Genomic DNA, 21,523 nt, shown 5'->3' with positions numbered 1-21,523 from the left:
GGAAGCGAAAGCTTGAATCGACGGGGTTGCCAACGCCCGCACATGGCTGACGACGAGGAAGCGGAAGAAGAACCCGCCGTCGAACTCGGGGAGGGAGCAACCGTCGAGGGTGCGCCGCTGGCACAGGTCTCGTCGCGACTGACGTGGCCCATCAAGCAGAGCCGCCTCGCCGCGCTCGAAGGCGACTCGACCATCCGAACGCCCGACGGTCCCCAGACCATCGCCGATGTGCTCGAACACGTCGACATCACGTACTTCGAGAAGCGCCAGGAGTTCGAAGCAGCAGTCCGTGACGTCATCGGACGCGGTCCCGTCGCGACCGAAGACGAGTAAGCACTCGTGTTCTCGACGGTCGTTCGCAGCGTCGGTGACGCCGTTGCATCGGTACGCGAGCGACTGTCTTCTGCGGGTCCGGAATCGCTCGCACCGTCGAACCTGACGTGGACGCAGAAGTCGCTACTTCTCGGTGCGGTACTCTCGGTCCTCTGGATGACGTACACGCGCCCCGGCCTCGAAGAGCGACTGGTCACCGACACGCTCATCTTCTTCGTCGGGCCGATGGCGCTCGCGCTGACGCACGGGAAGAACATCGGGTACAAAATCGACCGGGCGGCGATTCGCAACACGCTGTTACTCGCGGCGTTCGTCCTGCCTTTCTACATCGTCGGGTCGTCGCTGCCGGGTATTCGGTCGTTCTACCCGATGTGGGAGACGAGCGCGGCGCTGTCGGACTTCGTCCCGCACGCCATCAAGCAGTTCTGTCTGGTCGTCGCGGTCGAGACGTACTACCGCGGGCTGCTCTGTGTCGGCGTCGGCGACCGCTTCGGCGTGAAGGCGGCGTTCATCAGCCCAATCGTCTACGCGCTGCACCACGCGGGCAAGCCGCCCATCGAGGTCGCGCTCTCGGGGCCGACGGACGTGCTGTTCGGCGCGGTCGACTACAAGAGCGACTCGCTGTTGCCCTCCATCGTCGCCCACGGGGCGGGACTCGTGTTGCTCGACTGGCTCGTGCTGCACGAGCCGCTCATTCCGCCGGAGACGGTGGTTAGCTGGCTGCGGTGGCTGCCGATTCCGCTGTGACGTGACGGTGGCGATTTCGGCTGTTTCTCACACCATGTGGACGATCGCGCGCTTCCCCCGGTAGAGTTCCGGCAGGTCGCCGATGCCCCAACCGACGCCGGTCGTTTCGACGTAGAAGTAGCGCCGGCCATCGCGTTCCCAGTAGTAGCCGGGTGAGTCGTCGGCGGCGTACACCCCGACGGCCATGTGCCCCGGTGGCTGGACGAGGACGGCGTCGTAGCCGAAGGGTGGGGACTGGAGGACACTCGCGAGCAGGATGCTCGAATCCTCGCAGTCGCCACCGCACTCGACCAGTGTCTCCAGACTGTACTTCGTGTAGTCGTCGAAGCCTTTGCTCAAGTCGTCGGGCACGTACGGGAGGTGCTGGACGAAATCGACGAGGAACTCGACCTGGTCGCGTCTGTCGATGAAGCCGTGGCGGCGCGCGGTCCGGGCCAGAACCGTGGCGATTTCGGGCGCGAAACCGGCGGTCATCTCGTAGTCGACGAACTCGGGGCGAGCGCGGCCGTGGTCACGCCGGACTGCCTGCACGTACGCCGCTTTGAACACGAAGAACTCGGTCTCCCACGGACGCCCTTTCGTCCGTCCAGAGAACGTGAGTCGGAACGCGCCTTCGACGCTCTTGCGGCGGTGATGCGGGCCCGAATCGTCGGCCAGCGCGTCGAGTTCCGGCGTACTGGTGCGCTCGATGCGGCCGTCTGCGTCGAGGACGAACGGGTCCGTCTCGTGGACGTAGGCGACTTCGTCCGGGACGACCGTGGCGAAATCCTTCCCCGCAGGGAGTGCGAAGACGGCGAACTGGAGCGGGAGACCGGTCGGGACCGTCGAACAGTCGACTGGAACGGTCACGTCCTGCGGGTTCGAGTCGCCGAGCGTGTCGTGTTCCCCGAAGGCGAGAACGTCGCCGCCGGGATACTCTCGAACGACGGCGAGCAGCGACGCTCGGTCGAGGTCGAGGCTGGCGAACTCCACGTCCGACGGGACGAGGTGGACGCCGACCCCGCGAGAACTGTAGTCGGTGACGTGTGAGACGGTGAACCCCTCGGGCACGGTGATGCTGTTCGGCGGTGGCGTCGCGGGGTCCCAGTGCGGTTCAGTCACCGCGGGCCGCGTCTCAGCGCCGGCACCGGCGTTCGGTGTCGAATCCGGGAGCGGGCCGGTCGTGTCTCCGTCACCACGGAGGTCGCTCGCGGCCTTTCGAACCTCCTGCAGGCAGCCAGCGAAAGTCGACAGCGCGAGTGTGCCAGCACCTGCCAGTAGTCGGCGACGTGAGAGGCAGTAATGATGGCTGGCGTGGCGGCGACGAGCGGTGGACTGCCGAGTGAGAACCTTCCGACAGGGGACGGAGCGGTCGCTCTCACGCTCCGTCTCCTCTCGCGACGACTGCTCGGCTGGTCGCCGTGCCATACGGTAAGTACGTTACCGACCGGGAAGAACGGTATCAGCGGTTCGCTGGGGATTCGGGCCCCGAAACGGCCGGTCCGTGACTACTTGTGACTACTCGCCTTCGGCACGCGATCCGGCCTCGGGGTCGGGTTCCTGTACCCACACCGTCTTGCGGTTCACGAACTCGCGGATGCCCTCACCGGCGAGTTCGCGGCCGTAACCGGACATCTTCACGCCGCCGAAGGGCAGGCGCGGGTCGGACTTCACGAGTTGGTTCACGTAGGCACAGCCGGCCGCTAGCTGTCGAGCGACCTTGTCGCCGCGCTCTAAATCGCTCGTCCACACGGACGCACCGAGACCGTAGTCGGTGTCGTTCGCGAGTTCGACGGCTTCCTCTTCGCTGTCGACGCGGAACACGGCCGCGACGGGGCCGAACGTCTCCTCGCACGCTGCGGCGGCGTCGCGGGGCACGTCGGTCAGTATCGTCGGCGGGTAGTAGTACCCCTCGCGGTCGAGCGGTTCGCCACCCATCGCGCAGGTCGCGCCAGCGTCGATGGTCGACTGGACTTGCTCGTGCAGGTCCTCCATGAGGTCTTCGCGGGCCTGCGGGCCAACCTCAGTGTCTTCCTCCATCGGGTCGCCCACGGTCCACGACTCCATCTCGGCCATGAACGCTTCGAGGAACTCGTCGTACACGTCGTCGTGGACGATGAATCGCTTGGCGGCGATGCAAGACTGGCCGCTGTTCTGGAGCCGGGCGTGGGCCGCTTTCTCGGCGGTCGGGCCAACGTCGGCGTCGTCGAGCACGACGAACGGGTCGGACCCACCGAGTTCGAGTACGGTCTTCTTCAGTTCCTCGCCGGCTGTCGCGGCGACTTTCTTCCCGGCGAACTCGCTCCCGGTCAGCGCCACAGCTTTGATGCGGTCGTCGCGGATGACTTCTTCGGCGCGGGACCCGCCGATGAGGAGCGTTTGGAAGGCCCCCACGGGGAACCCGGCTTCGAGGAACACGTCCTCGATGACCATCGCACACTCGGGCACGTTCGACGCGTGTTTGAGCAGGCCGACGTTGCCGGCCACGAGGTTGGGCGCGGCGAACCGGAACACCTGCCAGAGCGGGAAGTTCCACGGCATCACGGCCAACACGGGGCCGAGCGGCTGGTACGTGACGTAGGTGTCCGCCTGCTCGGCCGCGCCGATGGTCTTGTCCTGCAGATACTCGGGTGCTTTCTCGGCGTAGTGTTCACACAGCCACGCACACTTCTCGACCTCGGCACGTCCCTGCGATATTGGCTTGCCCATCTCCTCCGTCATCAACCGAGCGTACTCGTCTTCGTTCTCGCGGAGCACGTCGGCGGCGTCGCGGAGCAACTGTCGGCGCTCCGTCATCGGAACGTCGCGCCACGAGTCGAACGTCGCTGTGGCACGCTCCAGTGCACGGTCCACCTCGTCGTCGGTGTGTTCCTCGACTGTGCCCAACTGCTCGCCGGTTGCTGGGTTGACGCGGTCCATGTCCGGGACTACTCGCGGGAGTCGCATGTAGGTGGGGCCATACCACGCAGGCCGACGAAAAGCCAACCAACGTGGCTCCCCGAAGACGGAGAATCAGAGGTCGTACAGGTCGTCGTACTTCTCGCGAACGTGGACGAGGTAGTACTCGGCGGTCAGCGGTTCGCCGGTCGCTTCCTCGATGAGTTCGTCGGTCGTGTACCGGCAGCCGTGTTCGTGGACGTTCTCGGTCAACCACTCGTGCAGCGGGTCGAAGTCGCCGTCGCGGATGTAGTCGTCGAGGTCGCCGAGGTCTTCCTCCATGGCGGCCTCCAACTGTGCGGCGAGCACGCTGCCCACGGTGTAGTTCTGGAATCCGGCGAAGCTGTACGACCAGTGAATGTCCTGCAGGCAGCCCGCAGCATCGGTTTCGGGTTCGATGCCGAGGTAGTCGGCCATCTTCTCGTTCCACATCGCGGGAATCTCGTCGACCGAGAGGTCGCCTTCGACGAAGGCGCGGTCGATTTCACACCGGAGGATGACGTGCATGTGGTAGGTCACTTCGTCGGCTTCGACGCGAATCAGGTTGTCCGGGCGGACCTTGTTGACGGCCTGATACAGTTCGTCGGCGGTCACGTCGTCGTGCTGTGGGAAGCGGTCGGCGAATTTGGGAAGGAACGTCTCCCAGAACGCGCGGGTCCGACCGACGTGGTTCTCCCAGAATCGGCTCTGGGACTCGTGGACACCGGAGGAACGCGGTTCGCCGAGCGGGTTCGCGTAGGCGTCTTCGCGCAGGCCGAGTTGGTACGTCGCGTGGCCGAACTCGTGGATGGTCGCGGTGAGCGCGTCCAGCGGTTCCTCGTCCTTGCACCGGGTCGTCACGCGGGCGTCGAACTGGTTGCCGGACATGAACGGGTGCGGGGCGGTGTCGAGGCGGCCGCGGTCGAAGTCGAAGCCGAGGAAGTCGAGGGCGTCCCGCGACAGGGCCATCTGTGCCTCGTCGTCGTACTCGCCCTCGAACGGCCACGCGACTTCGCTGTCCGACTCCCGAATCGCGTCGATGAGGTCGGGCAGTTCGGCGCGCAACTCGTCGAACACCTGCTCGACGCGCGAGAGCGGGAGGTACGGTTCACCGTCTTCGAACATCACTTCGTAGGGCGATTTCGCGTCGTCGATGTGGCCGGCGCGCTCGCAGTGGATGTCGCGGAGTTTCGAGAGCGTCGGTGCGAATCGCTCGAAGTCGTCGTCGGCCTTCGCGGCCTGCCAGGTCTCCTGTGCGTCGGCTTGCGTCCGGGCGAGTTCGTCGACGAGTTCGCTCGGCACGTCGGTCTCGCGGTCGTACTCACGGCGAATCTCTCGGACGACGGCTGCCTCGTCGTCGTCGAGCGAGTCGGCTTCGGCCGCGTCGAGCAGCGCCGCGGTCTCCTCGTCCACGAGCAACTCGTGTCGCGTGGTCGAAAGCGCCGCGAGTTGTTGCGAGCGCGCGGGTGTCCCACCGCTCGGCATCATCACCTGCTGGTCCCAGTTGAGCAAGCCGGCGGCGTTGCGGAGGTTGGCGAAGCGACCGTAACGGTCACAGAGGTCGTCGTATGCGGCCATGTCTCTCTCGCCGCGCGGAACGGTACTAAAGCCACGGGCTGAGTGAGACTGGGGCAACGAGCGGTGGACGAAATACGTGTTCCACCGTCCGAAGACGGCGAAAGCGGGAGAGAAACTCCGGCTTACAGGTCGTACAGTTCGCCGTACTTCGCTTCGACGTACTCGACGAAGTAGTCCGCCGTGAAGTCCTCGCCGGTGGCCTCACGCACGAGGTCGTCCGTCGTGTAGCGCTTGCCGTGGGCGTGGACGTGCTTGCGGAGCCACTCGCGGAGGTCGTCGAACTCACCAGCGCGGACCTGCGAGTCGAGCGTTTCGAGGTCGTCGCTCGCGGCGTCGTAGAGTTGTGCGGCCATCACGGAACCGAGCGAGTAGGTCGGGAAGTAGCCGAAGCTGCCGTGGCTCCAGTGGATGTCCTGCAGGCAGCCTTCGGCGTCGTTCTCGGGGCGGATACCGAGGTACTCCTCGTACTTGTCGTTCCAGGTCTCCGGGATGTCCTCGACGTCGAGGTCGCCCGAGATGAGTTCCTTCTCGATTTCGAAGCGCACGACGATGTGCATGTGGTAGGTGAGTTCGTCCGCTTCGACGCGGATGAGGTTGTCCTCCTTCACCGTGTTCGCAGCCTCGTAGGCGTCGCGCGTCGTCGCGTCGCTAAGCTGGTCGAATCGCTCCTGCATCGTCGGGAGGAACAGCTCCCAGAAGTCCTCGGAGCGGCCGATGTGGTTCTCCCAGAGGCGGGACTGCGACTCGTGGACCGAGAGGTCACGCGACTCGCCAAGCGGCGTGCCGTAGTGTTCGTCCGGCAGGCCGAGCGTGTACTGCGCGTGGCCGAACTCGTGGATGGTCGACGTGATGGCTCCGAGCGGGTCCGCGGCGTCGAACCGGGTCGTCACGCGGGCGTCGAACTGCGTGCCGGTCGAGAACGGGTGCGGTGCCTCGTCGATGCGACCGCGGTCCCAGTCGTAGCCGAGCGTGTCGAGCACGTCGCGAGAGAGGTCCATCTGGACGTCCGTGTCGAACTCGCCCTCGAACGGGGTGGCGAGGTCGGCGTCGGACTCGCGAATCTGGTCGATGAGCGGGACGAGGTCCTCGCGGAGTTGCGTGAGCATCTCGGCGGCCGTGTCCATGCCGAGGTACGGCTCGTAGTCCTCGAACAGCACCTCGTAGGGGTCCTTCTCGTCGTCGATGTGCGCCGCGTACTGGCGCTTCAGCTCGACCAGCTTTTCGAGGGTCGGCGCGAAGATGGAGAAGTCGTCCTCGTCCTTCGCTTTCTTCCACTTCGGGTGGGCCTCGGAGGTCGTCTGCGAGATCTCCTGCACGAGTTCGGTCGGCACGCGTGTCGCTCGCTCGTAACGTCGTCGAACCTCACGGACGACCGCTTCCTGCTCCTCGTCGAGGTCTGCTGCCTCCAGTTCGTCGAGATACTCGCCCATCTCGTCGTCGGTCAGCAGTTCGTGCCCGAGCGCGGAGAGCGTCGAGAGTTGCTGCGAACGGGCTTGAATGCCGTCGTCGGGCATCATGACCTCCTGGTCCCAGCTCAGCACCTGCTGGGCGTTACCGACGTTCGTGATACGCTTGACCTGCGAGATGAAGGCGTCGTAGGTGTCACCCACTTCGTCCGTGGCGGCTTCAGTTGCCATGCCCCTACCTTTTCGGTTCGAAACTATCAATCCCGCGGTGCGGGCCTCGCTACCGCCCGACACAGTGTTGCAGACCGACGAGCGCGGTCAGAGTCGGTCCCATCGACCGCTTATCGTTCCGTCGTCGTTGCCGAAGACGTAGGCCGCCTGTTCGGACGAACTCGACGTATCGAGTGCGTACTCGACCGTCGAGTCGTCGAACTCGACCGTCACGTCGTGCACGTGTTCGTCGAGTGCGAATCGGAACGTCGCACCGGTTCCAGCCCGGAGTTGCCACGTCTCACTCGCCTGCCAGTCCGTCTCCCGATCCGTGATGGAGACGGTGACCTCGACTTGTGCTTGCCCGAAATTCACCACGTCGAGGGAGTGGTCGCGAGGATAATCCCGGCCGAGTCGCTCGCCGACTGTGACCTGTTGCATCGCGTTTGAGTCGACTCGCGTGAAGGTTCCGTCACTGACCTGGTACAGTCCCTCGGTGACGCCGTCGCCTTCGACTTCGTCGCCGCTGTAGCTATAGCTCTCTCTGACGGCGACGAAGAACGCCGTGTTGGTCGCTGTGATGACCGTCGAAGCGTCGTCCGCTGTCACGCCGTACGCCGAGAACGTCTCGTACTGACAGCCGTCGTTGTAGGCCACGGCGTACTCGTAGGTTTCAGCGAAGCCGCGTGCGGTGCCGGCCGTGGGGTTCGTCGGTGGCTCTGGGTATTCGGTCGGACAGTCGCTATTTGGTTCGGTCGTCGTTCGTGGGTCGCCCGTCGAGTCACGGGTCGACGACCCAGTGCTGTTGCTTCCAGCCGGGTCGCTCGCTGTCCCGAGGCAGCCCGAGAGTACAGGGAGCGCGAGACCGAGGGAGCAACCGAGGTTACGGAGGACACGTCGGCGGGCGGGCATAGCTCTGACTCCGTATTCTTCATCGAGTGTCTAAATAATTGACATAGGTGCAGTAGCGATTGCACCTAGTCTCGTCTCTCACTCACGACCACGATTCGGCGAGTTCGAGGTACGCCTCGTAACACGTCTCCAGCACGTCGAGACTCACGCTCTCGGTCTTCGTGTGGGCTTCGCCCGGTTCAGACGGGCCGCAGATGATGCACTCGGTGCCCGCTTGCGCCAGCCACCCGGCGTCGGTAGCGTGCGGTTTCGTCACGTGCTGGCCGTCGCCGGACTGGACCGCCTGCACCGCCGAGAGTACGGCGTCGGCGAACTCGTCGTCGCCACAGCGCATCGGTGGCAAGTCCTGCTCGACGGTCCACGACACGCCGTCGATTTGCTCGACTCGTTCGAGGGCTGCGCGCTCGCCTGGGACCGTTCGTTCGTCAACCGTAACGGCACAGGACTCGGGCACGACGTTCCACGCCGACCCGCCCTCGATTTCGGTGACGACGACGCTGCCTTCGAGTTCCTCGCCCGCGACTTCGGTCCGTGGCCAGTCGAGGTTGCGAACGATGTCGACCGCGTCACAGGCACGATAGACGGCGTTCTCACCGAGGTGAGGGTCGCTCGCGTGGGCCGCACTTCCCTGCGCCGTAATCGTACTCCCGCGGCGACCTTTGTGCGCGACGGCCACGTCGAGGATGCCCGGTGGCGAGGCGTAGCCGGTCGATCCCTCGGCGACGAGCGCGTGGTCCGGCGCGAAGCCCTCGTCGATGGCGTAGCGCGCGCCGATACCGCCCAGTTCTTCGCCGACGAAGGAGATGAAGACGAGTTCGCAGTCTGGGCTGGTTTCGGCATCTCGGAACGCCAGCAGCATGGCTGCGTCTGCGCCTTTCATGTCGGCACTGCCGCGGCCGTAGAGGCGACCGTCTTCCTCGGAGACGACGTAGCCGCCGTCGTCGGTGACCTGCGAAGCGTCTGGCGGGACCACGTCGTGATGGCCGACGAGGGCGAGCGTTCGCGCGTCCGCGTTCTCGCCGCCCTTGCGAGCGAAGACGTTTCCGCCGCGGCCGTCGGCGGCACCGGCGTCGTCGCGGGTCACGTCGGCGTCGGTGTGTTCGCGCAGCCACTCCGCCATGTAGTCGCCTGCGGCGGCCTCCGCCTCGTGGCTCGGAATCGAGACGAGGTCGCGGGTCAGGTCGGCGAGTTCGGTCATAGCGTGGTCGACGTGAGCCGAGGTGAAAAGTGCGGGCGTCGTTTTCGGGGTCTCTGGACGACTGTGGCTGTCCAACCGGTATGGCGCGCGCTTTCGAGCGTGCTTCGCGCAGCGAAGCCGCGAGCAGAAATCGCGCGAGGGATGACGAACGAGGCGAGTGGAGTGAGCCGAGTGAGGAATCGGATGGGGAGGTAGTGGCTGCGGTGCTGTGCGGTGCGGGAATATACCGTCGTGACTCGAGAACTGCTCTCCAGAACCAACAACCGTGACATCTGGGTCGTGATTCGGGAACTGCTTCTCGACACCAGAGTCACCACCAACACCCGTCCAAACGTCCACGACATCGCAGTATGCCCAGTGCTATCGTGCCTGTTCGCGTCCGTGGCCTTAAGAACGGGCGGGGTCCTACATGCGAGCATGAACGTTGTTCCGGACACGAGCGTGGTCATCGACGGCCGCGTGTCCGAGAAGGTAGCCGACGGCGACTACGAGGGGGCGACTATCTCTGTCCCCGAAGCCGTGGTCGCCGAGTTGGAATCGCAGGCGAACGCCGGGTACGACACCGGCTGGGAAGGGCTGGAAGAACTCCAGCGCCTCGCCGAACTCGCCGACGAGGGGACCATCTCCCTCGAATACGTGGGCAAGCGCCCCGACGACATGGACATCAGCAAGGCCGACGAGGGCGAAATCGACGCCCTCATCCGCGACCTCGCGGCCGACATGGGCGCGACCTTCCTCACCAGCGACGTGGTGCAGGCCGAGGTCGCCAAGGCGAAAGGCCTCGACGTGGAGTTCGTCTCCGCCGAAACGCGCTCCATCGAGCGCTTGCAGGTCGAGAACTACTTCGACGAGGACACGATGAGCGTCCACCTCCGAGCGGGCGCAGTTCCGAAGGCCAAACGCGGGGCTATCGGCGACATGCACTACGTCGAAATCGCAGACGAAATTCTCGACGAAGCGACCATCCGCGAGTACGCCGACGAGGTCGTCGACGCGGCGAAGGAGTCCTCCGAGGGCTTCCTCGAACTCTCGCGTAACGGCATGGACATCGTCCAGTTCCGTCACTACCGCATCGCGGTCGCCCGCCCGCCCTTTTCGGACGGTATCGAGATTACGGCGGTCCGACCCATCGCGCAGACGGACATGGAGGACTACGAGCACTCGCAGGAACTCAAAGACCGCATTCTGGAGCACCAGCGCGGTATCCTCATCTCGGGTGCGCCCGGTGCGGGTAAGTCCACCTTCGCGCAGGCGGTCGCTCGGTTCATCTCCGACAACGACTATTCCGTCAAGACGATGGAGAAACCGCGTGACCTGCAGGTCGGTCCCGAAATCACGCAGTACACCGAACTCGACGGGCAGATGGCCAACACGGCCGACGCGCTGCTGATGGTCCGACCGGACTACACCATCTACGACGAAGTCCGGAAGACGAACGACTTCGAGGTGTTCGCGGACATGCGCCTCGCGGGCGTCGGCATGATCGGCGTCGTCCACGCGACGCGGGCCATCGACGCACTACAGCGCCTCGTCGGCCGGGTCGAACTCGGCATGATTCCCCAGGTCGTCGACACCGTCGTCTACATCGAAGCCGGTGAAATCGCGAAGGTGTACGACGTGAAGACCGAGGTGAAGGTGCCCGCCGGTCTCACCGAAGAAGACCTCGCCCGGCCCGTCATCACCATCAACGAGTTCGAGACGGGTACGCCAGAATACGAGATTTACACCTTCAACCGGCAGGTCGTCACGGTCCCGCTCAAGGAAGACGAGGGCCGCAAAGACTCCGGCGTCGACCGCATCGCCAAACAGGAGATAGAGCGCGAGATTCGCTCCATCGCCCGCGGCCACGTCTCGGTCGACCTGAAGAGCCAGAACACCGCGGTCGTCTACGTCGAGGAGAACGACATCTCGGCGGTCATCGGCAAGGGTGGCGGCCGCATCACCGACATCGAGAACCGCCTCGGCATCGACATCGACGTGCGCACCCACGACGAGAACCCGCACTACAACACGGGTGGCTCCGGCGGTAACAGCGGTGGCGGCACGTCCGGCGGCGGCAAGTCTGGTGGGTCGGCACAGGACACTGGCCAGCTCGTCACGCCCGAAATCACGTCTCGGCACATCGTCATCCCGGTCGACGGCCACACCGGGGAGACGGTCGAAGTCCGCGCCGCTGGCGACTACCTGTTCACGGCGACGGTCGGCCGGGGGGGCGAAGTGCAGGTGTCGCGTGGCTCCGCCATCGCCGACGAACTGGAGCGCGCCATCGACCACAAGAACTCCATCACGGTCCACACGGCCTGAGAATCGGACCGAGAGCCGCTTTCTGCAATCAGTCGGTGCGCGACGTGTCGAGAATTATGCGACGCGCCGGTCGTAGATGAACAGACCGAAGCCGACCAGTAGCGCGAGGTCACCGACAAGACCGAGCCCAGCGAAGGCCGGTACAACCGTCAGCGTGGCGAGACCGTCGTAGAGGAGGAGAACACCGCCAATCAGCAACGCCACACCTGCGGCGAACAGCGTCCGAAGCGCCGTCCCGAACTGGAGTAGCCACGCCGCGAACCCGAGGACGACCAGCCCACCGAACAGCGTCGGTGCGGCGTCGGTCGCTGGCGAGTCGAAGACGGCCGACGCGGCGAGGAGGACGACGCCGACGGCGAGGACTACTGGCAAGGTGTACTCGCGTTCGAAGGGGTGCATGCGGCAATGCTCGACTGCGGGGATGATGGCTGTTTCGGCAGGTTTAGCCCCCATCCTGTTCCCGACAGGCGACGACCGCTGCTAGTCGTCGGGGAAGCAGCGCAGCCCCAACCGATGAGTCGCTCCGAGAAATCCGCCACCGAGACAGCCACCGAGAAGAGTCAGCCCACTGGCGAGGATCGCACGACGTTGCATATCTGTCTTCTTGCAAACAACTACAAGTGCTTTCTGTCGGCGCTCGCCCGCCGTCGGCTACTCGTCGTCTTCTACGTTCGGGTCGTTCAGGTAGTCGTTCGCGCGCCACATGAACGTCGTGAACGCCGCGAGATAGCCCGCACCGGCACCGACCCAGCCGGCAGTCGCCCCGAGCATCCCTTCGAATGCGGCCGCCAAGCCGAGGCCGACGATGATGGCGGCGAACTCGACGAAGACGAGGTCACCGAACTTGGCCGCGCCAGAGCGGTCGTCGATGTAGCCGTCTAAGTCGAAATTGCTCCCGACGATACCGAAGACGAGCAGGCCGACAGGCGTCGAGACGGCGATTCCCAGCGCGGTCCGCTTCGCTTCCGAGATACCTTCGATCGGTGTCGCCTGAATCGTCCCGGCGATGATACTGGCGAGAAAGAGCGCGATGACGACGATGACGACGCGTTTCGGCTTCATGGCGTGGCCTACGACAGCGGGAGGCCAAATGCGGTTCGGTGTGTGTCCGAGAGAGCGACGGGTATTTTCGTTGCTGCGTGTGTCGACTCGACCGGTTCGATGTCGTGGATACACTCGATGGTCGACGTCGCTGCTGTCGGCTTCTTCCTGCTCATCGCAGTCGCGTGGCAGCGTCGCGTCCTCCAGTTCTACCGCGACGGGCGGATTTCCGTCCGCTCTCTCTCGCTGTTCACTGTCCTCACGGTCGTCTTCCTCGCTTCGACCGGAGAGTTGTTTCTGCACAGTTCTGCTGCGGGGTATCCACCCAGTGCCTTCGTGCTCAACGGGTGTCTCTTCCTGATGGCCGTGGTCGACGTTGCAGCGAGAAACGGGCGCTTTTGACTACGCTCTACCGACTTCGAACTCGCCGACGACGAACGTCTGTTCGCCCCGGTCGAGGACGACGGTGACGGTATCACCTGCCGAGATACCTGAAATCGTCGTCGAGTCGCCCTGTGTAAGTTCGTCACTGGGGTCGATGCTGAAGTCGGTCTGTGCCCACGTCGTTCGGCCGTCACCGACGAGTATCTCGACGTTTCCGGCACGAAGGGAGTCGCCGCCGTCGTGTGTGATGGTCAATTCGGACCCGTCGTGATGGTCGAACGCCAGTTCGGTCTCCGGCGGGTCGATGGGGTCGGCCCCGCCGTAGACGTACGCCCCGGCGACGCCGAGGACGCTCGACGCGATCATCACGAACACGGCCGCGATGACCCACATCCGTCGCTGGCCACGGGGCTGTTCCGGCGGTGACGAACCGTCTGCCATACCCGGTTGTCGTCACCGACCGACAAGAAGGATACGGCCAGTCGAGACAGCAACTGCTCAGCGAGCGTGAAAGACGAAAGGAGAGTCGAGATTATTCGGCGGCGCAGGCTTCGCCACCGGACTCGGCTGCCATGACCTCCTCGTCGATTTCGTAGAGGCTCTGGCGAGCGTCGGCGAAGTAGACGTCCTGGTTGACCAGGTCGATATCCTGCAGGCGTTCGAGTGCATAGCGGACGGTGCGTGCCGAGAGCATAGACTCCTCGACGATCTGTTTCTGTGTGAGTGGCCCGTCGTACTCGAGAACTTTGAATACGAGTTTCGCACTCGGTGGTAACTCCTCGAGTTCTTCCCCAGTTGTAGCGGCCATCGTTACGAATCGAAAGCGCCCACGTTCTTAAAGATTCACCCCAACGAGATAGCCCTAAACGACCGAGTTTGGCCGTTCGGGGCGACGACGTTCCGACGGAGACCGACAGTCTGTAAGCGAACGCCTTTTTACGCACGCTCTCGGACCAACGTACATGGCTACCGACACAGCTGACCCCGAGGTCGACGCGGACCGTCAGCACTTCGAGACGGTAACCCGCACGACACTATCGGCGGTGGCGGGTGTCGCGGCGGCGTTCGCCTCGTCGCAGCTCACGGCCGGTGCGGCGACCCCGGAAGCTGCTGCGTTCAATCAGACCGCACAGTTCGTCGTCATCCTCGCCATCATCGTCCAACCGCTCGTACAGCGGGTAATCGGTGTGTACAAGGACGACTTCGGCGCGAAAGACTTCCTCTTCATCGCGTTCATGACCTTCTCCTTCTGGTTCGTCACCTGGGGAATCATGCTCAGCGCGCAGGCCAACTGACAATGGCAGATGACAGTATCGCGGTCGTGGACTTGGAGCGCTGCCAGCCCGACCGCTGTAACTACGAGTGTAAGAACTTCTGTCCCCCGAACCGGACGGGGAAGGAGTGCATCACGCTCCGCGGCGAGGACACCGTCGACGGGAAACCCGACCAGGTCCGCATCTCCGAGGAGATTTGCCTCGGCGAGACGTGCGGTATCTGTGTCGAGAAGTGTCCCTTCGACGCCATCGAGATCATCAATCTCCCGCAGGAACTCTCGGAGGAGCCGGCACACCGCTACGGCGAGAACGCCTTCTCGCTGTACGGCCTGCCCGCCCCCGAAGACGGGCAGGTGACGGGTATCCTCGGACCGAACGGTATCGGGAAGACGACCGCGGTTCGCATCCTCGCGGGCGAGATTCACCCGAACCTCGGCGACTACGGCCGCGAGCCGACGTGGGAAGACGTCCTCGAACGCTACCGCGGCACCGAGCTACAGAACTACCTCCGCGAACTGCGTGACGGCGACGTTACAGTCGCGCGCAAGCCACAGTACGTCGACCAGATTCCGCGCCAGTTCGACGGCGTTACCCGCGAACTGCTCGACTCCGCGGACGAACGCGGGGTCGTCGACTACCTCGCGGAGCGGCTGTCCATCACGCCGGTCATGGACCAGGCCATCGACAACCTCTCCGGCGGGGAACTCCAGCGTGTCGCGCTCGCCGCGACGCTCGCCCGTGACGCCGACTTCTACTTCCTCGACGAGATTACGCCCTACCTGGACATCGGCCAGCGCGTCACCGCGGCGCGACTCATCCGCGAACTCGCGGAAGAGGAGAACCGGTCGATGCTCGTGGTCGAACACGACCTGGCAATCCTCGACCTGCTCGCGGACAACCTCCACATCGCCTACGGTGAACCCGGCGCGTACGGTGTCGTCACGACGCCGAAATCCGTGCGAAACGGCATCAACGAGTACCTGAAGGGCTACCTCGAAAACGAGAACATGCGTATCCGGCCGAAGGCCATCAAGTTCGAGGAGCACGCGCCCCGCACCGTCAGCAAGGGCGAGGTGCTCGCGGAGTACCCGGACATGTCGATGAGTTACGGCGAGGGCGAGTTCAGTCTCGAAGTCGAGGGCGGTGCCATCCACGACAACGAAGTGCTCGGCATCGTCGGCCCGAACGGTATCGGTAAGTCGACGCTCGCGAAGATGCTGAACGGCTCCATCACGCCGGAAGGGGGTGACCTCGACTTCGAACTCGATATCTCCTACAAGCCACAGTACATCGACATCGACCAGCCGATGCGCGTCGACGCGTTCCTCGCGTCGATTACGGACCAGTTCGGCTCGTCGTACTGGGAGACGGAGATCGCGAACCCGCTCCAGCTACACCGTATCATGGAGCAGAACCTGAACGACCTCTCCGGCGGTGAGCGCCAGCGTGTCGCCATCGCGGCCTGTCTCTCCGACGACGCCGACCTCTACCTGCTTGACGAGCCCTCGGCCCACCTCGACGTCGAACAGCGCGTGCAGGCCACGCGCGCAATCCGTCGCTACGCCGAGAGTCAGGACGCGACGGTCATGGTCATCGACCACGACATCTACATGATCGACCTGCTCGCCGACCGCCTGATGGTGTTCGACGGCGAACCGGCCGAACACGGTCACGCCGGCACGCCGCAGGCCATGCGCTCGGGCATGAACGAGTTCCTCGCGAACCTCGACGTGACGTTCCGCCGTGACGAGCGCACGAAGCGCCCACGGGTGAACAAGCCCGACTCGCAACTCGACCGCCAGCAGAAGTCCGACGGCGAGTACTACTACTCCGGGTAAGACCGAACTGACTGGAACCGAAGGCGTCAATTAGACACGCTCCTTCCTCCCGGTCGTGAATCGGTTCCGTCACGCCCTCCGACGCGTCCGTCCCGCGTTCGCCCGTCTACGCGAACCAGATGGGCGTATACGTCTGTTCGCGCTTCTCGCACTCGTCTGCCTGCTTATCGCACTCACCGGCTACCTCACTGCACCACAGCACCCGCAGTTGACGGTGGACGACGATCGTCCCGAACACAACACACTCGTCGGCCTGCAAGGCTACGCCGACGAGGGTCGCGCCGTCGAACTCAGTCCAACAGGAGAAGTCGTCTGGGAGTACCGCGCGGATGACGTGTTCGACGCCGAGGCCGTGAACGAGACGACGGTGCAGGTCTCCACGGCGGAGACTGTCGCCGACGAGAGCTGTCCCGAACCGTACGCGAGCGACGACTACGACGGCTGTGTTCGTAACGCGCTCAAACACGTCGACCGCGACACGAAAGACCTCGTCTGGGAGTACGCGTGGTACGACGTGGAGAAGCACGAACACGAACTCCACGACGCCGACCGGTACCTCGTCGACGGCGAGCCACGCTACGCCATGGTCGACATGGGTAACGACCGCGTGTTCGCGGTCGATTCGGCGGGCGAAATCGTGTGGCAGTGGAACGCCTCGGACACCTACGAGCGGCCCGAGGGGATGGACGTTGAGGGCGACTGGACGCACGTGAACGACGTGGACCGGGTCGAACCGGGCGTGTTTCAGGTCAGTCTGCGCAACTTCGACACCGTGGCCGAACTCCACGTCGCCGACGACGGCTCCGTCTCGGTCGAACCGGTCCTCGGCCCGAACCAGTACGAAGGACAGGCCGGGCCGCTGTACGAACAGCACAACCCGGACCGACTCGACGACGGCTCGCTCCTCGTCGCCGACAGCGAACACGACCGCGTCGTCGAGTTCGACCCGAGCGGCGAGAAGGTGTGGGAAGCCGGCGGCAGCGCGACGTTCGACTGGCCGCGCGACGCCGACCGCCTCCCGAACGGGCACACGCTCGTCGCCGACTCGTACAACGACCGCGTGGTCGAACTGAATCAGAAGGGCGAGGTCGTCTGGGCGGTCCGAACCGGGTCGCTCCCGTACGAAGCCGACCGTGTGACCCCGCGCGACCCCGCGGCCGCCGACGGGAGCGCACCGGGGCCGTCGGCGAGCGAAGCCGCGTTCGAACGCAACGTCGAAGAGACGTGGTCCGTGAGTCGCTGGCTGGCCTTCGGCGTCTCCGTGGCGAAGTACGTCCTCCCGAACGACATCGCTGAACAACTCTACCCGCTCGTCGCGGCGCTCCTGTTCGCCGCCGTCGGCCTGCTCGACGCGGGCGTCAGGCGATGGCGACGCTCGGCGAACTGAGCGGTCGAGCAAGCCGTCGCTGACCGTTTTCGACGAATTTCTCACGACCACTCTGGCGCGCGCGGTGTTGGCCATCGAGCATTGTGAGATGGCCAACTCGAACCCGCGCGAGGGATGAGCACCACAGCGGAACGAAGTGGAGTCGTTCGAAACGGCTTTGCCGTTTCGTGATGACGAGAGAGCGTTGCTCTCTCGAACCACGTGGAGCGCAATCGGTTGGGGAGGTTGTGGCTGCGGTATGTACCGTCGTGATTCGTGGACTGCTTGTCGAACGCAGAAGCCGTCGCAATAGCGTCGTGACTCGTGAACTGTGCGCCTCCACAGGAATCAGCAGCGCGAACACAGACGACAGCAATCGAACGAACCGCTGCTTAGTTCGGCCGTCGTCTGAGTAATTCGGCCGTATCTTCGAACAACGCCGGCACAGAGAGCGCCGTGTCCGGGGCGAAGTAACAGAGGGTCCCACAGTCGGGGTCACCGTCGGGCGTGACCCAGACCGCGGTTCCGCCGTCGGTCGTGACCAGCGCACCGGTCGACGAGCTATCGCCGTCGCTCCCGACCGACCCCACCGAGACGCCACGAACCGAGTCGTACAGCCGCGCGGCGAGTTCGTCCGTAAACCCGCTGCCGTCACGCTGGTAGACGACGTCGACGCTGTCGGGCGAGCAGTGCGCGACGCCGCGCAGGCCCCACTTCGTGCGGGACTGGACCACGTCGACGAACAGGTCGTCGGAGTAGTCGGCGACAGCAGAGAGCGCCTCGATGGCGAGCGAATCGTCCGTCGCGCCGCGGCGGAGGAACTCGCTGGTGAACTGCTCCATGTACCGGGTCGCGAGTTCCTTCGCGGCCGGGAACGAGTCGGTGAGACCGACGGTCAGCGGCGTGGTGAACTCCGAGGAGAACAGGCGATGGACCCGGACGAGGTAGCCACTCGGCTCCATCTGACTCGCACGCGAGCCCGGCGAATCGTAGCGCGGGAGTACGCTGACGGTCAGGTTCCGGGGTTCGTAGAAGTATTCGACGCCGTGACGACCGTCGTACTCTCGCTGCCAGCCGGCTGGCAACGCGCCCTCAGCCACGAGTTAGAGCACCTGTCGCTGGCACGAACCACAGAGGTTCTCCTCTTTCACGTCGACTTCACGAACCGTGGGCGAGAAGTTCATCACGCAACGGTTGTTGTCGCAGTGCTCCAGCCCCATCGTGTGGCCGATTTCGTGGACGATTTCCTTGCGGATCCTGTCCTCGAAGACGGCTTCTGAACTCCGGTGAGAGAACCCACCGTCGCTGGAGGTTTGGAGGCGATACGTCGAGACGACGCTGCCGCTCCCGTCCAGATAGGCGAGTCCGAAGACGTAGTTGCGGCGACGATAGAAGAGGTCCTTCGCAGTGACCGCGATGTTTTTCTGTCCACTGCCGACTCGCTCGGCCAGTTGGATGAACTCTTCCGCTGAATATTGGTTCCGCTTCGGGTCGTAGGCCCCACTCGGTAGCGACTGCGGCTCGTGGACAGTTACGTCACAGCCATAAACCGACCGAAGTCCCTCAGATGCGGCCCGCTTGACGTGAGCGGGCACTTCCCCCACGGGAACGATGTCGACGAGCATAGGAACCGATAAGTCACCTTCGGGCATAAATATCCCGCCATGGCGACCGATTCCACCGCCGCACTCGTCGACCGCCTCGCCGTGTTCGAGCGGGTCGTAGAGGTCGGTATCGGCCATCGAACGGACGTCGCGGCCGAACTGGCCGAGCGCGGGGTGACGGTCACCGCGACGGACGTTCACCCGCGAGACGTTCCGGGCGCGATACACTTCGTGCAGGACGACGTGACCGCTCCGACGCCGTCGGTGTACGCCGATGTCGGCGCAGTGTACGCGCTCAACCAGCCGCCAGAGCTTCACCAGCCGACCGCGGCTGTCGCGCGGCGCGCGGGCGCGCAGTTCCTCTTCACGACGCTCGGCGGCGACCAGCCCGCGATTCCGGTCACGCGCGAGACGATTCCGGGTGATACGGTGTTCGTCGCGAGCGACGGGCCAGGCCGGTAGTCACGGCCTCGTTGCCCAGTTCGTCGGTCCCGCGTCGGGAAATCGGCAACTCACGGTGGTGCCGATGTGCAGTTCGGCACTCGGTGAGCCGTGGTTCCCTCGGCACTCCCGTCGCTCCGTTAATCCCTTTACCCACCGTGCCGATTCCGATACCATGAACGCCGACACGGTCGTCCTCGACATCGACGGGGTACTCGTGGACGTGGCGGACTCCTATCGCCGAGCCATCCTGGAGTCCGTCGAACGCGTCTACGGGCAGACGATTCGCAAGGAGGACATCCAGTCGTTCAAAGACGCAGGTGGGTTCAACAACGACTGGGAACTGACGTACGCCGCGGCGCTGTACGTGCTGGCAACGCGAGAGGGGATGGACCTCTCACTCGACGAGTTCACCGACGAGATTCACCAGCACGGCGGCGGTCTCGACAGCGCGGAACTCGCTGTCGGCGCGGCGGTCGGTGCCAACGCGCTCGAACGAATCCGCGACGAGTGGGACAGAGAACGACTGCGTGACGTGTTCCAGCAACTCTACCTCGGGTCCGACCTCTATCGGAGCATCGAAGGCGGCGAGCCGGACATCGACTGCGAGGGCTTCATCCACGACGAGCCGGTCATCATCGAACCCGAGACGGTCGACGCACTGACCGAGAACTGGAACGTCGGCGTCGTCACCGGGCGACCGGCGGACGAGGCCGACATCGCGCTCGCGCGCGTCGGACTCGACATTCCCGACGAACATCGATTCACGATGGACGACTGGGAAGCGGGCAAGCCCGACCCGCACGCGCTCGTCACACTGGCGGAGCGTTTCGACAGCGACTCCATCGTGTTCGTCGGCGACACGCTCGACGACGTGACCTGTGCGCGCAACGCCGCGGCCGAAGACACCTCACGCGGGTACACCGGTATCGGCGTGATGACGGGCGGCCTCGCCGGCGTCGAGGGCAAAGAGAAGTTCGTCGCCTACGGCGCAGAGGCAATTCTCGAAGACGTGAACCTGCTCCCAGGTCTGTTGCAGGGGTGAGTAACACCCGCCAGATGGACCGTCCGTGTGGACGACCCACCGACAGCCCGCGACGGAAAGATTCTCGGTCCGGGTGTCGGTAGAGGGACGTATGTCAGGTTCGCCGCCCGTCAGCCGCACGTTGCCGCCACTCGCGTTGCTCGCGTTCGCACTGGCGGCCATCTTCTCCCCGACCGACCTCTCTTCGCAGCTACTGTGGTACGGCTCCGGCCTGGTCCTCGCCGTCGTCGGTGCGGTGTGGTTCGCACGGCAGGGCTCCGACGTGCTCTCCGCGACCGTCGCCGACCTCTGGCTGTTCGCGATGCTCGCGTTCGCCGTGGTGTTCCTCAGTCTCGTGATGCTGCCCGAACCGGTGTTGTCGCCGCTCGAAGGCGTGCTGGTCACGGGGCTCGTCGCACTCGTCGCGGGCGGTATCTCCTTTGCGGGACCTGCCAAGCCGATTCGACGGCTCTTGCAGGGACAGCAATAACCCTTCGAACGTTCCCGAATTCGGTAGTCTTTTGCCGATTTCTCTCCCCAGTGGCGTACCATGAGTACTCGCCGTACCCGACTCGCGTGGGCGCTCCCGCTCGGTCTCGGCCCAGCCGTCGTCGCCGGGTCGACGTTCAGCCCACCCGAGACGACTATCTCTCTCACGTACGTCGGCGCGCTGTTACCGCTGACGCTGGTTCTCGGCTACCACGTCGCCACGATGGAGACGCCGAAGACGGGTCGAAGCCCCGGCCGCCTGTGGCTGTTCACCAGCGTGTTGCTCGTGTTGCTCATCGGCGTCGGGGCCGCGTTCACCCGCTTCGACCAGGCACTCCTGTGGGACCTTCGCGGTGACTACCAACTCGGCGCGGTCGCAGCGTCGATGGCCGTCGTCTGGCTCGTCGCCGAAGGAGTCGCGTACTTCGGCGGCTTCGAGCGAATCCGTGGACTCGTCCCCTGAATCGCGCACCGATTCT

Annotated in this window: 23 protein-coding genes; 11 read left to right on the top strand and 12 right to left on the bottom strand. The window is 64.7% G+C overall.

Annotated elements, in window-relative coordinates:
* The first annotated feature begins 42 nt into the window (after positions 1–42).
* Both ACSC1P_RS15415 and ACSC1P_RS15410 read left to right on the top strand, forming a co-directional pair.
* A complete protein-coding gene (locus tag ACSC1P_RS15415) occupies positions 43–333 on the top strand; it encodes a DUF5789 family protein (protein WP_435361083.1) in 291 nt (96 codons plus the stop codon).
* A 156-nt stretch (positions 334–489) separates the two neighbouring features.
* Positions 490–1,080, top strand: coding sequence for a CPBP family glutamic-type intramembrane protease (locus tag ACSC1P_RS15410; RefSeq protein WP_435361515.1), 591 nt, complete (start codon positions 490–492; stop codon positions 1,078–1,080).
* A gap of 27 nt (positions 1,081–1,107) precedes the next feature.
* On the opposite strand, the gene ACSC1P_RS15405 is transcribed toward ACSC1P_RS15410, so the two are convergent.
* The 6 genes from ACSC1P_RS15405 to ACSC1P_RS15380 all read right to left on the bottom strand — a co-directional run bounded on the left by ACSC1P_RS15405 (position 1,108) and on the right by ACSC1P_RS15380 (position 9,279).
* Positions 1,108–2,487, bottom strand: coding sequence for a hypothetical protein (locus ACSC1P_RS15405; RefSeq protein WP_435361082.1), 1,380 nt, complete (start codon positions 2,485–2,487; stop codon positions 1,108–1,110).
* Positions 2,488–2,577: 90 nt separating this feature from the next.
* Entirely contained in the window at positions 2,578–3,978 is a 1,401-nt protein-coding gene (locus ACSC1P_RS15400; protein ID WP_435361081.1) for an NAD-dependent succinate-semialdehyde dehydrogenase, read from the bottom strand.
* A gap of 93 nt (positions 3,979–4,071) precedes the next feature.
* Complete coding sequence (locus ACSC1P_RS15395; RefSeq protein ID WP_435361080.1) at positions 4,072–5,553, bottom strand: carboxypeptidase M32; 1,482 nt, start codon at positions 5,551–5,553, stop codon at positions 4,072–4,074.
* A 122-nt stretch (positions 5,554–5,675) separates the two neighbouring features.
* Positions 5,676–7,190 carry a carboxypeptidase M32 gene (locus ACSC1P_RS15390; protein ID WP_435361079.1) on the bottom strand — a complete coding sequence of 505 codons (1,515 nt, stop codon included), beginning with the start codon at positions 7,188–7,190 and terminating at the stop codon, positions 5,676–5,678.
* A gap of 87 nt (positions 7,191–7,277) precedes the next feature.
* Positions 7,278–8,081 carry a hypothetical protein gene (locus ACSC1P_RS15385; RefSeq protein ID WP_435361078.1) on the bottom strand — a complete coding sequence of 268 codons (804 nt, stop codon included), beginning with the start codon at positions 8,079–8,081 and terminating at the stop codon, positions 7,278–7,280.
* Between the two features lie 82 nt (positions 8,082–8,163).
* Positions 8,164–9,279, bottom strand: coding sequence for a M20 family metallopeptidase (locus tag ACSC1P_RS15380; RefSeq protein ID WP_435361077.1), 1,116 nt, complete (start codon positions 9,277–9,279; stop codon positions 8,164–8,166).
* 417 nt (positions 9,280–9,696) lie between these two features.
* On the opposite strand from ACSC1P_RS15380, the gene ACSC1P_RS15375 reads away from it, so the two are divergent.
* Positions 9,697–11,583: a PINc/VapC family ATPase gene (locus ACSC1P_RS15375; protein ID WP_435361076.1), complete on the top strand. Its 1,887-nt coding sequence runs from the start codon at positions 9,697–9,699 to the stop codon at positions 11,581–11,583.
* Between the two features lie 54 nt (positions 11,584–11,637).
* Here the strand turns inward: ACSC1P_RS15375 and ACSC1P_RS15370 are convergent, their stop codons facing one another.
* Together ACSC1P_RS15370 and ACSC1P_RS15365 are read right to left on the bottom strand one after the other, a co-directional pair.
* Positions 11,638–11,982, bottom strand: a complete 345-nt coding sequence (locus tag ACSC1P_RS15370) for a hypothetical protein (protein WP_435361075.1) — start codon at positions 11,980–11,982, stop codon at positions 11,638–11,640.
* 252 nt (positions 11,983–12,234) lie between these two features.
* A complete protein-coding gene (locus tag ACSC1P_RS15365) occupies positions 12,235–12,645 on the bottom strand; it encodes a hypothetical protein (protein WP_435361074.1) in 411 nt (136 codons plus the stop codon).
* Between the two features lie 117 nt (positions 12,646–12,762).
* On the opposite strand from ACSC1P_RS15365, the gene ACSC1P_RS15360 reads away from it, so the two are divergent.
* The gene (locus ACSC1P_RS15360; RefSeq protein ID WP_435361073.1) at positions 12,763–13,026 is read left to right on the top strand and encodes a hypothetical protein; all 264 of its coding nucleotides are present in this window, start codon (positions 12,763–12,765) and stop codon (positions 13,024–13,026) included.
* On the opposite strand, the gene ACSC1P_RS15355 is transcribed toward ACSC1P_RS15360, so the two are convergent.
* Both ACSC1P_RS15355 and ACSC1P_RS15350 read right to left on the bottom strand, forming a co-directional pair.
* Positions 13,027–13,449, bottom strand: a complete 423-nt coding sequence (locus tag ACSC1P_RS15355; protein WP_435361072.1) for a hypothetical protein — start codon at positions 13,447–13,449, stop codon at positions 13,027–13,029. It lies immediately after the preceding gene.
* Positions 13,450–13,540: 91 nt separating this feature from the next.
* Positions 13,541–13,816: a MarR family transcriptional regulator gene (locus ACSC1P_RS15350; protein WP_435361071.1), complete on the bottom strand. Its 276-nt coding sequence runs from the start codon at positions 13,814–13,816 to the stop codon at positions 13,541–13,543.
* Between the two features lie 154 nt (positions 13,817–13,970).
* Here ACSC1P_RS15350 and ACSC1P_RS15345 point away from each other — a divergent pair, with 154 nt between their 5' ends.
* The 3 genes from ACSC1P_RS15345 to ACSC1P_RS15335 are packed head-to-tail and all read left to right on the top strand — an operon-like array spanning position 13,971 to position 17,507.
* Positions 13,971–14,303 carry an EMC6-like membrane protein gene (locus ACSC1P_RS15345; protein WP_435361070.1) on the top strand — a complete coding sequence of 111 codons (333 nt, stop codon included), beginning with the start codon at positions 13,971–13,973 and terminating at the stop codon, positions 14,301–14,303.
* 2 nt (positions 14,304–14,305) lie between these two features.
* Positions 14,306–16,120, top strand: coding sequence for a ribosome biogenesis/translation initiation ATPase RLI (locus ACSC1P_RS15340; protein WP_435361069.1), 1,815 nt, complete (start codon positions 14,306–14,308; stop codon positions 16,118–16,120).
* A gap of 55 nt (positions 16,121–16,175) precedes the next feature.
* Entirely contained in the window at positions 16,176–17,507 is a 1,332-nt protein-coding gene (locus ACSC1P_RS15335; RefSeq protein WP_435361068.1) for an NHL repeat-containing protein, read from the top strand.
* A gap of 371 nt (positions 17,508–17,878) precedes the next feature.
* Here the strand turns inward: ACSC1P_RS15335 and ACSC1P_RS15330 are convergent, their stop codons facing one another.
* Positions 17,879–18,586 (bottom strand): hypothetical protein, encoded by a 708-nt coding sequence (locus ACSC1P_RS15330; protein WP_435361067.1) that lies wholly within the window; start codon positions 18,584–18,586, stop codon positions 17,879–17,881.
* A 3-nt stretch (positions 18,587–18,589) separates the two neighbouring features.
* On the bottom strand, positions 18,590–19,111 hold the full coding sequence (locus tag ACSC1P_RS15325) for an archaemetzincin family Zn-dependent metalloprotease (protein ID WP_435361066.1): 522 nt from the start codon (positions 19,109–19,111) through the stop codon (positions 18,590–18,592).
* A gap of 39 nt (positions 19,112–19,150) precedes the next feature.
* On the opposite strand from ACSC1P_RS15325, the gene ACSC1P_RS15320 reads away from it, so the two are divergent.
* From ACSC1P_RS15320 to ACSC1P_RS15305, 4 genes are all read left to right on the top strand, one after another.
* The gene (locus ACSC1P_RS15320) at positions 19,151–19,552 is read left to right on the top strand and encodes a UPF0146 family protein (protein WP_435361065.1); all 402 of its coding nucleotides are present in this window, start codon (positions 19,151–19,153) and stop codon (positions 19,550–19,552) included.
* A 154-nt stretch (positions 19,553–19,706) separates the two neighbouring features.
* The gene (locus tag ACSC1P_RS15315; RefSeq protein ID WP_435361064.1) at positions 19,707–20,576 is read left to right on the top strand and encodes a TIGR01548 family HAD-type hydrolase; all 870 of its coding nucleotides are present in this window, start codon (positions 19,707–19,709) and stop codon (positions 20,574–20,576) included.
* 91 nt (positions 20,577–20,667) lie between these two features.
* Positions 20,668–21,045 (top strand): hypothetical protein, encoded by a 378-nt coding sequence (locus ACSC1P_RS15310; protein WP_435361063.1) that lies wholly within the window; start codon positions 20,668–20,670, stop codon positions 21,043–21,045.
* 60 nt (positions 21,046–21,105) lie between these two features.
* A complete protein-coding gene (locus ACSC1P_RS15305) occupies positions 21,106–21,507 on the top strand; it encodes a hypothetical protein (RefSeq protein ID WP_435361062.1) in 402 nt (133 codons plus the stop codon).
* Positions 21,508–21,523 lie beyond the last annotated feature (16 nt).

This window comes from Haloarchaeobius caseinilyticus, assembly GCF_051207395.1.
Taxonomy (GTDB): Archaea; Halobacteriota; Halobacteria; order Halobacteriales; family Natrialbaceae; genus Haloarchaeobius.
Note: the sequence above shows the minus strand (reverse complement) of the source record. Positions and strands in the feature narration are given on the sequence as shown.

What these genes read in the sequence shown, in the direction of transcription:
- ACSC1P_RS15415 (WP_435361083.1), top strand. Translation starts at nt 43, where the DNA reads ATGGCTGACGACGAGGAAGCGGAAGAAGAACCCGCCGTCGAACTCGGG.
- ACSC1P_RS15410 (WP_435361515.1), top strand. Translation starts at nt 490, where the DNA reads ATGACGTACACGCGCCCCGGCCTCGAAGAGCGACTGGTCACCGACACG.
- ACSC1P_RS15405 (WP_435361082.1), bottom strand. Translation starts at nt 2,487, where the DNA reads ATGGCACGGCGACCAGCCGAGCAGTCGTCGCGAGAGGAGACGGAGCGT.
- ACSC1P_RS15400 (WP_435361081.1), bottom strand. Translation starts at nt 3,978, where the DNA reads ATGGACCGCGTCAACCCAGCAACCGGCGAGCAGTTGGGCACAGTCGAG.
- ACSC1P_RS15395 (WP_435361080.1), bottom strand. Translation starts at nt 5,553, where the DNA reads ATGGCCGCATACGACGACCTCTGTGACCGTTACGGTCGCTTCGCCAAC.
- ACSC1P_RS15390 (WP_435361079.1), bottom strand. Translation starts at nt 7,190, where the DNA reads ATGGCAACTGAAGCCGCCACGGACGAAGTGGGTGACACCTACGACGCC.
- ACSC1P_RS15385 (WP_435361078.1), bottom strand. Translation starts at nt 8,081, where the DNA reads ATGCCCGCCCGCCGACGTGTCCTCCGTAACCTCGGTTGCTCCCTCGGT.
- ACSC1P_RS15380 (WP_435361077.1), bottom strand. Translation starts at nt 9,279, where the DNA reads ATGACCGAACTCGCCGACCTGACCCGCGACCTCGTCTCGATTCCGAGC.
- ACSC1P_RS15375 (WP_435361076.1), top strand. Translation starts at nt 9,697, where the DNA reads ATGAACGTTGTTCCGGACACGAGCGTGGTCATCGACGGCCGCGTGTCC.
- ACSC1P_RS15370 (WP_435361075.1), bottom strand. Translation starts at nt 11,982, where the DNA reads ATGCACCCCTTCGAACGCGAGTACACCTTGCCAGTAGTCCTCGCCGTC.
- ACSC1P_RS15365 (WP_435361074.1), bottom strand. Translation starts at nt 12,645, where the DNA reads ATGAAGCCGAAACGCGTCGTCATCGTCGTCATCGCGCTCTTTCTCGCC.
- ACSC1P_RS15360 (WP_435361073.1), top strand. Translation starts at nt 12,763, where the DNA reads ATGGTCGACGTCGCTGCTGTCGGCTTCTTCCTGCTCATCGCAGTCGCG.
- ACSC1P_RS15355 (WP_435361072.1), bottom strand. Translation starts at nt 13,449, where the DNA reads ATGGCAGACGGTTCGTCACCGCCGGAACAGCCCCGTGGCCAGCGACGG.
- ACSC1P_RS15350 (WP_435361071.1), bottom strand. Translation starts at nt 13,816, where the DNA reads ATGGCCGCTACAACTGGGGAAGAACTCGAGGAGTTACCACCGAGTGCG.
- ACSC1P_RS15345 (WP_435361070.1), top strand. Translation starts at nt 13,971, where the DNA reads ATGGCTACCGACACAGCTGACCCCGAGGTCGACGCGGACCGTCAGCAC.
- ACSC1P_RS15340 (WP_435361069.1), top strand. Translation starts at nt 14,306, where the DNA reads ATGGCAGATGACAGTATCGCGGTCGTGGACTTGGAGCGCTGCCAGCCC.
- ACSC1P_RS15325 (WP_435361066.1), bottom strand. Translation starts at nt 19,111, where the DNA reads ATGCTCGTCGACATCGTTCCCGTGGGGGAAGTGCCCGCTCACGTCAAG.
- ACSC1P_RS15320 (WP_435361065.1), top strand. Translation starts at nt 19,151, where the DNA reads ATGGCGACCGATTCCACCGCCGCACTCGTCGACCGCCTCGCCGTGTTC.
- ACSC1P_RS15315 (WP_435361064.1), top strand. Translation starts at nt 19,707, where the DNA reads ATGAACGCCGACACGGTCGTCCTCGACATCGACGGGGTACTCGTGGAC.
- ACSC1P_RS15310 (WP_435361063.1), top strand. Translation starts at nt 20,668, where the DNA reads ATGTCAGGTTCGCCGCCCGTCAGCCGCACGTTGCCGCCACTCGCGTTG.
- ACSC1P_RS15305 (WP_435361062.1), top strand. Translation starts at nt 21,106, where the DNA reads ATGAGTACTCGCCGTACCCGACTCGCGTGGGCGCTCCCGCTCGGTCTC.